This window comes from Clostridium sp. JS66 (genome assembly GCF_033561535.1).
GTDB lineage: Bacteria > Bacillota > Clostridia > Clostridiales > Clostridiaceae > Clostridium_AM > Clostridium_AM carboxidivorans.
The window spans coordinates 5,151,256-5,162,529 of sequence record NZ_CP131467.1 but is presented as its reverse complement, the minus strand read 5'-3'; the positions used below and the strand labels follow the sequence as shown (position 1 = coordinate 5,162,529).

8 protein-coding genes are annotated in these 11,274 nt (G+C 28.1%); 7 read left to right on the top strand and 1 reads right to left on the bottom strand.

Translation table 11 applies throughout. The features are described 5' to 3' along the window. Positions 1–72: 72 nt before the first annotated feature. The 6 genes from spoIVB to Q6H37_RS23840 all read left to right on the top strand — a co-directional run bounded on the left by spoIVB (position 73) and on the right by Q6H37_RS23840 (position 7,738). A complete protein-coding gene (gene spoIVB, locus Q6H37_RS23865) occupies positions 73–1,281 on the top strand; it encodes a SpoIVB peptidase (protein ID WP_318737117.1) in 1,209 nt (402 codons plus the stop codon). Between the two features lie 202 nt (positions 1,282–1,483). Beyond that, positions 1,484–2,299, top strand: coding sequence for a sporulation transcription factor Spo0A (gene spo0A, locus Q6H37_RS23860; RefSeq protein ID WP_318737116.1), 816 nt, complete (start codon positions 1,484–1,486; stop codon positions 2,297–2,299). 654 nt (positions 2,300–2,953) lie between these two features. Next, positions 2,954–4,216 carry an arginine deiminase gene (gene arcA / locus Q6H37_RS23855; protein WP_318743144.1) on the top strand — a complete coding sequence of 421 codons (1,263 nt, stop codon included), beginning with the start codon at positions 2,954–2,956 and terminating at the stop codon, positions 4,214–4,216. A gap of 31 nt (positions 4,217–4,247) precedes the next feature. Continuing rightward, positions 4,248–5,249: an ornithine carbamoyltransferase gene (gene argF / locus Q6H37_RS23850; RefSeq protein WP_318737109.1), complete on the top strand. Its 1,002-nt coding sequence runs from the start codon at positions 4,248–4,250 to the stop codon at positions 5,247–5,249. Positions 5,250–5,320: 71 nt separating this feature from the next. Next, positions 5,321–6,739: an arginine-ornithine antiporter gene (gene arcD / locus Q6H37_RS23845; protein ID WP_318737113.1), complete on the top strand. Its 1,419-nt coding sequence runs from the start codon at positions 5,321–5,323 to the stop codon at positions 6,737–6,739. Positions 6,740–6,931: 192 nt separating this feature from the next. Continuing rightward, positions 6,932–7,738 (top strand): TrmB family transcriptional regulator, encoded by an 807-nt coding sequence (locus Q6H37_RS23840; RefSeq protein ID WP_318737111.1) that lies wholly within the window; start codon positions 6,932–6,934, stop codon positions 7,736–7,738. 263 nt (positions 7,739–8,001) lie between these two features. Here Q6H37_RS23840 and Q6H37_RS23835 read toward each other — a convergent pair whose 3' ends face one another. Continuing rightward, positions 8,002–9,747: a methyl-accepting chemotaxis protein gene (locus Q6H37_RS23835; RefSeq protein ID WP_318737110.1), complete on the bottom strand. Its 1,746-nt coding sequence runs from the start codon at positions 9,745–9,747 to the stop codon at positions 8,002–8,004. A 503-nt stretch (positions 9,748–10,250) separates the two neighbouring features. Between Q6H37_RS23835 and argF (Q6H37_RS23830) the strand changes: the two genes are divergently transcribed. Continuing rightward, complete coding sequence (gene argF, locus Q6H37_RS23830) at positions 10,251–11,252, top strand: ornithine carbamoyltransferase (protein WP_318737109.1); 1,002 nt, start codon at positions 10,251–10,253, stop codon at positions 11,250–11,252. The last annotated feature ends 22 nt before the right edge of the window (positions 11,253–11,274 follow it).

Sequence of the window (11,274 nt, the reverse complement as noted above, 5' to 3'; positions counted from 1 at the left end):
TATATAATAGCATAATAAGCTTCTCTAAAGGGAAACTTAAAAGCAGATAAATTAAAGACAGGAGGCAAAAGCATGGATAAAAAAATTAAAAAAATGTTATGCTGTATTTTAATTCCTATCCTGTTGTTAATGATAGTTTCTTACTATAAGGCACAAAATATACCTACTACTATATTTATAAGAGAAGGTGAAAGTTTAAAGTCTGACAATCTAATAAAACTAAGGGAAGCAGATAAAACAAAAAATATAGATCTGGAAGATAAAAAAGTAAGTGTAAACTTATTAGGAATATTGCCTGTAAAATTGGTGTCACTGAAGTCTGTAAGTAACTCCATAGTTTTATATCCTGGAGGGCAACCAGTAGGTGTAAAACTTAATACAAAAGGAGTTTTAGTGGTAGCTCTGTCTGATATAAGGACAGAAAAAGAAAAGATAACCAGCCCAGCAGCTTTAGCTGGCATACAAATAGGAGACAATATTATCAAAATAAACAATTGTCTTGTTAAAAGTTCAGAAGATGTTCAAAAACAAATAAATGACTCAGATGGAGAAGAACTAAAAATAATAATAGATAGAAAAGGAGAAGAAATTGAAAAGAAAGTTAAACCTATTAAGAATCCAGAAGATAACAATTTAAAAATAGGCTTATGGATAAGAGATTGTACTGCTGGAGTAGGAACATTAACTTTTTATGATGAAAAAACCGGTATGTTTGCAGCATTAGGTCATCCTATAACAGATATTGATACTGGAACTATTTTAAATATAAGTTCAGGAGAAATAATACCATCTTCAATTGTATCAGTAAAAAGAGGGCTAAAAGGAAATCCTGGTGAATTGAAGGGCATATTTGTAAATGAAGAAAAGATATTAGGTAAAATATACAAAAATACGAAATGTGGTATTTTTGGTAGAGGTAATAGTGAGTTAATCAATAGAAACATTAAACCTATGAAAATTGCATTGAGAAATGAAATAAAGGAAGGACCAGCTAAGATTTTAACAACTGTAGAGGGAGAAAAACCAAAATTTTATGATATAAGAATAGAAAAATTACTAGCACAGGATTCACCAGGGCCTAAGAGCATGGTAATAAAGATAACAGACCCTGTCCTCTTAGAGAAGACTGGAGGCATTGTACAAGGAATGAGTGGAAGTCCTATTATACAGGAAGGCAAAATAATAGGTGCGGTAACTCATGTGCTTATAAATAAACCAGATACTGGTTATGGCATATATATAGAATGGATGCTTAAAGATGCCAATATTTTATCAAAATAAATAAAAATAGTAATAAATAAAATACAAATAAATTTGAAATAATAGGAAAAAGTGTGATAAAATAAAATTAGATAGCATAAATTATGCTATCTTTTAAATTTAAATAGAATTTTTTATTTCTAGGGAGGATTTAAATTAGTTTTGTCGAATTAATTAATTTGTTAAGAAATGGGAATTAAAATAATAAAGGGGAGTAAGAAATATGGAAGAATCAAAAATAAGTGTGATTATTGCGGATGATAATAAAGAGTTTTGTAATATTCTCAATGATTATCTTTTAAATCAGAGAGATATTGTAGTAACAGGCATAGCAAAAGATGGATTAGAAGCATTAAAACTTATAGAGGAAAAGCATCCGGACTTGGTAGTATTAGATATAATAATGCCACATCTTGATGGCCTTGGAGTTTTAGAAAGACTAAGTAGTATGAATATAGATCCTATGCCAAGAATAATTGTTCTTTCAGCAGTAGGACAGGATAAAATAACTCAAAGAGCTATAACATTAGGTGCAGACTATTATGTAGTAAAACCATTTGATATGGATGTTTTTACTAAGAGGATAAGACAAATGTTTAATAATACCATAAGTAATGGAGATGAACCTAAGAAAACAATTTCATTAATTGACACTACAGGAATTAAATTTACTAAAAGTGAGCCTACTAACCTTGAACAGGAAATAACAAACATAATACATGAAATAGGAGTTCCAGCACATATAAAAGGATATATGTATTTAAGAGAGGCTATAACTATGGTAGTAAACAATATGGAGCTTTTATCTGCAGTAACAAAAGAGCTATATCCTTCTATAGCTAAAAAGTATAATACTACTGCAAGTAGAGTAGAAAGAGCAATAAGGCATGCTATAGAGGTTGCATGGGCTAGAGGACAAGTAGAAACTATAAATAAAATATTTGGCTATACTATACACAATGATAAAGGTAAGCCAACAAATTCAGAGTTCATTGCAATGGTGGCTGATAAACTAAGATTAAAGAATAAGGTTAGCTAAGTTTTAATATAACTTGCTTTACAAACAATTTGATTTTATCTTTATATACCATTTTTGTAAGTTAGATATGGCTATTTTTAAAGATTTTAATAAATTTCCTCATTTATAGGATAAATGAGGAGATTTATTTTTTATAACAAAATCGGTATTTTAGTAGATGATTTTATGATTAATTGTGAATTTAATTCTAAATAATTGAATCAATATGTTTGCAAAAATAAGATTAGTGCTAGTCTTTTTATTTGTATTTATCACAAGATTATGTAACAAATATTTTTTATAATATATAGACATAATTAAAATATAAGTTTTATAGTTTTATGTAATTTAGATGACTAAAAAGTTATTTTTTTGACAAAAATAACTTTTTTTTTTTGAATATTTATAAAAATATATATTCTATTGATTAATCTAATGGTGAAAATTACACAATACTGTTTTTTAGGTTTAGCATAATAACATAACATGTTGAATATTTATTCTTTTTTTAAGAAAACATTCCAAAATTAGGCATTGACAACGTTTTTTTTTTTATTTATAATGAACTCATGAAAAGTTAGTAACCACTTTGGTGGTTATTAAAAGTTAAACATTAAATTTTAATTGTTAAATTTATATTTTTGTATTAAATGAGGAGGGGTAGTTTTGGAAACTATAGAAAGGGTTAAAACTGAAGAAGATTTAACTAAGAAAAGTAACGTTTTAAATGTTACATCAGAAATAGGTAGACTAAAAACAGTTTTGCTACACAGACCAGGACAAGAAGTAGAAAATTTAACTCCTGAACTTCTTGAAAGATTATTGTTTGATGATATCCCATATTTAAAGGTAGCACAGGAAGAACATGATGCTTTTGCAAAAACTTTAAGAGATAATGGTGTAGAAGTTCTTTATCTTGAAGAACTTGCAGCAGAAGCTATTGCAGATAAAGCAGTTAAAGCTAAATTTATAAACCAGTTTATAGATGAAGCTGGAGTTGAAAGTGAAGGATTAAAAGCTGCGTTAATAGAGTACTTAAATACTTTTTCAAATAAAGAAATGGTAGACAAGATGATGGCAGGAATAAGAAAAGAAGAATTGGATTCATATATAAGAAACTCACTATATGACCAAGTAAACGATTTTTATCCTTTCATATGTGATCCAATGCCAAACTTATACTTTACAAGAGATCCATTTGCAACAATTGCTAATGGTATTACATTGAATCATATGAGAACTCAAACAAGAAATAGAGAAACAATATTTGCAAAATACATATTTGAAAATCATCCAAGATTTAAAGATGCAAATGTTCCACTATGGTTTAATAGAAATGAAACAACATCTTTAGAAGGTGGAGATGAATTAATTCTAAGTGAAAAAGTTTTAGCTATAGGTATTTCACAAAGAACTGATTCAGCTTCAATAGAAAAAGTTTGTAAGAAATTATTTAAAATGAATACAAACTTTGAAACAGTATTAGCCTTCCACATTCCACCATCTAGAGCATTCATGCATTTAGATACTGTATTTACAATGGTTGACTATGACAAGTTTACTATACATCCTGAAATAGAAGGACCATTAACAGTATATGAAATAACTAGAGATGAAAAATCACCAAGTGGTTTAAAAGTTGAAAAACAGACTATGGAATTAGAAGCTGTATTAGAAAAACACTTAGGAAGAAAAGTAACACTTATAAGATGCGGTGGTGGAGATAAAATTCATGCTGCAAGAGAGCAATGGAATGATGGTTCGAATACTTTAGCTATAGCTCCAGGCGAAGTTGTTGTATATTCAAGAAACCATGTAACAAATAAAATTTTAGAAAGCTATGGAATTAAACTTCACGTTATTCCTTCCTCAGAATTATCAAGAGGAAGAGGAGGCCCAAGATGTATGAGTATGCCTCTTTACAGAGAGAACCTTTAATAAATATGTAATATAAAGGAGAAATGGACAAATGGCATTTAATTTAAGAAACAGAAATTTTTTAACATTGATGGATTTCACACCAAAGGAAATTCAACATATGATCAACTTAGCAAAAGATTTAAAAAGAGCTAAATATACAGGAACAGAAGAACAAACACTAAAAGGAAAAAATATAGTTTTATTATTTGAAAAAGATTCTACAAGAACAAGATGTTCATTTGAAGTAGGAGCACTTGATCAAGGAGCACATGTTACATATTTAGGACCAACAGGAAGCCAAATGGGTAAAAAAGAATCTATAGCTGATACAGCAAGAGTACTTGGAAGAATGTATGATGGTATTGAATATAGAGGATTTGACCAATCAGTAGTAGAAACATTAGCAAAATATGCTGGAGTACCAGTATGGAATGGTTTAACAACACAGGATCATCCAACACAAATATTGGCTGATTTCTTAACAATAGAAGAACACATAGACAAGCCATTGAATAAAATAGTATTTGCATATGCAGGAGACGGAAGAAATAACATGGCAAATGCTTTAATGATAGGTGCAGCAAAAATGGGAATGGACTTCAGAATAGTAGCACCAAAGGAATTATTCCCAGAAGATGATCTAGTTAAGAAATGCAGAGAAGTAGCAAAAGAAACTGGAGCAAAAATAACTCTTACTGATAATGTAGCAGAAGGAGTAAAGAATGCGGATGTTCTTTATACAGATGTTTGGGTATCAATGGGAGAAGCAGCAGAAGTATGGGAAAAAAGAATAAACCTATTAAAACCATACCAAGTAAACATGGAAATGGTTAAGTTAACAGGAAATGATAAGGTAATATTTGAACATTGTCTTCCAGCATTTCATGATTTAAATACTAAGGTTGGAAGAGAAGTTTATGAAAAATTCGGATTAAAAGAATTAGAAGTTTCAGATGAAGTATTTGAAGGCAAACATTCAGTAGTATTTGATGAAGCTGAAAACAGAATGCACACTATAAAAGCCGTTATGGTTGCAACATTAGGAAAATAATATGAATTTTAAACTATGTTATCAGGTGACACTGATAACATAGTTTAAACATAAAAAAGGGGAGTTTAAATTTGGAAAAGGAAAACAAACTAGGATTATTTTCGCTTATTGCTTTAGTTATTGGTTCAATGATTGGTGGAGGAGCTTTCAGTTTACCAGCTGATATGTCAAAGGGAGCTAGTGCTGGAGCTATTATTATAGGTTGGGTTATTACTGGAGTTGGAATGATAGCCCTTGCATTTGTATACCAAAACCTTGCTAATAGAAAACCCGACTTAAATGGAGGCGTCTATAGCTATGCCAAAGCTGGATTTGGAGAGTACATGGGATTTAACTCTGCATGGGGTTATTGGTTAAGCGCATTAATTGGAAACGTATCCTATTTGGTAATGTTATTTGGAGCTTTAGGATATTTTATACCTGCTTTTGGAAAAGGAAATAATATACTTTCCATAGTTTGTGCATCAATTCTTATATGGGGTGTTCAAGGATTAATATCAAAAGGTATACAAGGAGCAGCACTTATAAATATAGTAACAACCATAGGCAAATTAGTACCTATATTTTTATTCCTAATTGTAATTATTATATCTTTTAAAGTTAATATATTTGCATTAGATTTTTGGGGAAAGACAAACCCAAATTTAGGTAGTGTTATGCAGCAAGTAAAAAGTACAATGCTTGTAACTACATGGGTATTTATTGGTATAGAAGGAGCTGTTGTTCTTTCAGGAAGAGCTAAAAATAGAAGTGATGTAGGAAAAGCTACAGTAATGGGATTGATTGGAACTCTTGTAATATATGTTTTAATTTCAGTATTATCATTAGGTGTAATGAATCAAGCATCACTATCTAAGCTGGATACTCCATCAATGGCATATGTACTTGAAGCTATTGTAGGAAAATGGGGAGCAGCCATAATAAATCTAGGATTAGTAATATCATTACTTGGAGCTATATTAGGATGGTCTCTTCTAGCAGCAGAAATTCCATATGTAGCTGCTAAAGATGGCGTTTTTCCAAAAATATTTTCTAAACAAAATAAAAATGCTGCACCAATGAATTCTCTAACTCTTACTAATATAGTGGTTCAATTTTCATTGATACTTACTTTATTCTCTAATGGTACATATCAAATGTTATACTCTATTGCAAGTGCAGCTATATTAATTCCATACTTATTTAGTGGATTGTATGGATGGAAATTATCAGCTTCAGGTGAAACTTATAATGAAAATTCAAATGGAAGAACTAAAGATATTGTAATAGCTGTAATATCAAGTGTTTATGCCACTTGGCTTGTATATGCTGCGGGAACTCAAAGTATAATGATCATAATAGTATATGCAGTAGGAATACCATTCTTCATTAAAGCTAAGAAGGAAAAAGGAGAGAATGTATTCTTATCATATGAAAAAATATTAGCAGCAGTAATTTTAGTTGCAGGTATTATTGCTTTATACATGGTGTTAACAGGTAAATTAAGTTAGGTAGTACATATTTTACTTTTTTACAAATAAACTGTGCAAATTTTTAATACATAGATTAATAATCTATGATTAAGTTTTGCACAGTTTTTATTTTTGTGATAATATATATACGAAATAATGTATATATATTGCAATTTCAATTAAATATTTTGAAAAATATTTATACTATAAGATTTTGGAGGACAAGTATTTATGAAGGATAAAGAGTCTAATGTAATTGATGAATTTACTAAGTTGGGATTGAATAAATATGAAGCTAAGGTTTATGTAACGTTGTTAGAAACTCCTGAAATTACTGCTTACGAAATAGGAAAAAGATCTGGGGTTCCACAATCTAAAATATATGATACAGTCAATAAACTTGCTAGTAAGGGTATGTTGATACTGAGTGGATCTGATCCAGTCAAATATGTTCCAGTTCCATTAGAAGAATTTTTGAATAGATATAAAAAGGAAACAGAACATACTATAAAATATTTAAAGGAAAATATGAATAATATAAATAACAACAAATATGTTGATTATATGTGGCATCTTCAAGGAGAAACCCAGTGTAATGATAGAATAAGGCATATGATTAGAAATGCTAAAAAAAGTATTTACTTAGATATTTGGGCAAATAATTACAAATTGTTCTATAATGATTTGCTAGAAGCGAAAGATAGAGGAGTAAATATAGTTTGTGTTGCATATGGAAATATAGAAAATGAAATAGGAAAAGTGTATTACCATGAAATGTATGGTATGGAAGAAGATGCTGATAAAAATGGAAGATGGTTATGTTTAGTAACAGATTACTCTGAAAGTTTATTTGCAATATTTAAAGAGGAAGATAGCAGTGCTGTATGGACACAAAACAAATCATTTATGCTTTCCACTGAATGTTTTATAACTCATGATATATATATATCAGAAATATATTCAAAATATAGAGATTTATTAGATAATGAATTTGGATTTAATTTAGAAAAAATAAGGCAAGACTTACCGATAGGATAAGATTAATTTACGATAAAAAAATCAATTTATTTATATTTAAAGACAGAATATAAAATAGTCTGTGTAAAATCCAATATAAATAAAAGTATATTGGATTTTATACAGACTTCTTAATTAAAGAAAAAACTTTTAAGAAAGTTATTACAAAGAATAATTAAATTAAAGCAAAAGATAGTATAGGAAAGTTTAATACTTAACTAAAAAGGAGCATTGAAGGCTCCTTTTTAGTATCAATTTAATAACGTATTCTTATGCTATAAGTATTACTCACTATAAGTAAAGTCTATATATTTACTTTCAATTTTTTTTAGTATACCTTCTTTTGATAAATTTTTTAACCCTTCATTAAATATTTGTGTCAATTCTTCAGTATTTTTCTTTTTAGATAATCCTAGTCTTGCATCAAAGTTTTCATGAGCTTCCAAAATATACTTAGAAACATTAACTTTATCTTGGATTTTATTTAAGTTTATATAATACGTTCCTATGTATTCGTTTAATAATATAGCATCAATTTGATGCTTTGAAAGTTTATAAAATAAAGTATCAAGTTTATAGTTTTTATCTTTAATAATATCTTTATCATTTAAGAAATTATATGGATAGGTATACATACTAATAATGCCTACTCTGCATTTTTTTATATCATCATAACAATTAAATACTTTTGTATTATCAGTATTTGTAATAAGTATAAATCTATTTTCATCTCTATATGGATTTGTAAAGTTTATAAATTTACTTCGTTCTTCAGTATAAGACAAAGTTGAGATAATATGAGCTGATCCATCCTTTACTAATTCAAGAGATAAGTCAAAAGGTGCAAAAAATAGCTTAAAATTAATATTATTTCTATTACAAATTTCCCTTATTATATCAATATCTATACCTTGATTATTAATATCTTTACTCTCTATAACAAATGGAGGATATTCTTCAGTCACCGCTATTATTGTATTTTCATCCTCTTCTAAAAGATGAAACAAATTTTTACTTAAATATTTAAACTCACTGGTACTGTTAACTAACTTCTCAACACATTTATTTTCATTTTTTAGAGAATCATCTATTTGTTTAATTGTACTCATATCGTTTCCAATGGATTTCAAAACTAAAGATGCTGTAGAATTTACATTTGAACATGTATTATTTGACTCAACATTTTTATTTGTTAATGTTTCAACATTAGATAATGTCTTTATAACTATTTGAACTATTTCATCTATTGAATTTACTGTTTGCTGTAACATGGAAGATTGGGAATCTAATATGTTTATTGTTTTTGTAACATCGGTTTGAGTTGTTATTGCACTTTTGTTAATATTATTTAGGACTTTAAATATATCATTAGTAGCTTCATTGGTTTCATTAGAAAGTTTTTTGATTTCATCTGCTACAACTGAAAAACCTTTTCCATATTCTCCTGCCCTGGAGGCTTCAATAGATGCATTAAGTGCTAGCATATTTATTTGTTTAGAAATTGTATTTATATTATTTATAGTTCCTTTAACTTCTATAGTATAACTAACTAAATCATCTATTGATTTTTTAGATAATTTCATATTTTCCTGAACAACTTTATATTCATTTATACTATGTATAATCTGTTGTTGCCTTTCTATTACACTACTATTTACTATTCCAAATGTGTCTTTAATTTCTTCAGATATTTTTAAATTGTTACTTAATTTATTATGCATGTCCTCAAGTTGAGTTTTAGTTTTTTCTAAGTTAGTAATGTGTAACTCAGAGTTATCTGTTAATGCAGTACTTTGTTTACTTATATCTTTTACACTTAATAATAGATATTCACTATACTTTATTATATCATTTATAAATTTAAGAAACAGCGTAATACAATCATCAATTTTATTTGTATCTAAATCTTTTATTTTAACAATATTTAAATTTTCTAATTCCTTTTTTCTTGAAAATTTATAAATTTTATATACTAGTATTAAGTTGATTATAATTGATATTAACATGAATGTAGACAATATTTTTAACATAATTACAATACCTCCCTTAAAAAATATAACAAAATAGTTTATAAACCACTCAGGTGGTTTATAAACTATTTTGATTATATCCATATACCCATCTTTTGTCAAATACTTAACTATCTTAAGTTTTACTTAACAATTCATTTAAATTAATTGGAGTGTTACATAATAGTATAAAGATTTATGTTGCTATTAATAAACTTATTTTTATTTATCTATGTATAGTCAAAGTTTATGCCTATATATTTAAATTACATAAAAATATTTTTGAATATTTATAAAAAGTTAATGCTTCTATTCAAATCATCAATGATAGTAATTTTAAAAACTCTAATATTATTTCAATTTATAATTATATCAATAAGTTGAATATTTATTCTGATTATATAAATTATGTTCTAAAATAAGTAATTGACAAAGAATATTTAAGTGTATATAATCAAGATATCGGTATTAACCACCCAGGTGGTTAATAATATAAAGGTACAATGTAAAGGAGAAATGAACAGATGGCATTTAATTTAAGAAACAGAAATTTTTTAACATTGATGGATTTCACACCAAAGGAAATTCAACATATGATCAACTTAGCAAAAGATTTAAAAAGAGCTAAATATACAGGAACAGAAGAACAAACACTAAAAGGAAAAAATATAGTTTTATTATTTGAAAAAGATTCTACAAGAACAAGATGTTCATTTGAAGTAGGAGCACTTGATCAAGGAGCACATGTTACATATTTAGGACCAACAGGAAGCCAAATGGGTAAAAAAGAATCTATAGCTGATACAGCAAGAGTACTTGGAAGAATGTATGATGGTATTGAATATAGAGGATTTGACCAATCAGTAGTAGAAACATTAGCAAAATATGCTGGAGTACCAGTATGGAATGGTTTAACAACACAGGATCATCCAACACAAATATTGGCTGATTTCTTAACAATAGAAGAACACATAGACAAGCCATTAAATAAAATAGTATTTGCATATGCAGGAGACGGAAGAAATAACATGGCAAATGCTTTAATGATAGGTGCAGCAAAAATGGGAATGGACTTCAGAATAGTAGCACCAAAGGAATTATTTCCAGAAGATGATCTAGTTAAGAAATGCAGAGAAGTAGCAAAAGAAACTGGAGCAAAAATAACTCTTACTGATAATGTAGCAGAAGGAGTAAAGAATGCGGATGTTCTTTATACAGATGTTTGGGTATCAATGGGAGAAGCAGCAGAAGTATGGGAAAAAAGAATAAACCTATTAAAACCATACCAAGTAAACATGGAAATGGTTAAGTTAACAGGAAATGATAAGGTAATATTTGAACATTGTCTTCCAGCATTTCATGATTTAAATACTAAGGTTGGAAGAGAAGTTTATGAAAAATTCGGATTAAAAGAATTAGAAGTTTCAGATGAAGTATTTGAAGGCAAACATTCAGTAGTATTTGATGAAGCTGAAAACAGAATGCACACTATAAAAGCTGTTATGGTTGCAACACTCGGAAAATAATATAATTATTTAATGTTTTGGA

Coding starts and splice junctions, on each gene's coding strand:
- argF (WP_318737109.1), top strand. CDS start 10,251: ATGGCATTTAATTTAAGAAACAGAAATTTTTTAACATTGATGGATTTC.
- spoIVB (WP_318737117.1), top strand. CDS start 73: ATGGATAAAAAAATTAAAAAAATGTTATGCTGTATTTTAATTCCTATC.
- spo0A (WP_318737116.1), top strand. CDS start 1,484: ATGGAAGAATCAAAAATAAGTGTGATTATTGCGGATGATAATAAAGAG.
- argF (WP_318737109.1), top strand. CDS start 4,248: ATGGCATTTAATTTAAGAAACAGAAATTTTTTAACATTGATGGATTTC.
- Q6H37_RS23840 (WP_318737111.1), top strand. CDS start 6,932: ATGAAGGATAAAGAGTCTAATGTAATTGATGAATTTACTAAGTTGGGA.
- Q6H37_RS23835 (WP_318737110.1), bottom strand. CDS start 9,747: ATGTTAAAAATATTGTCTACATTCATGTTAATATCAATTATAATCAAC.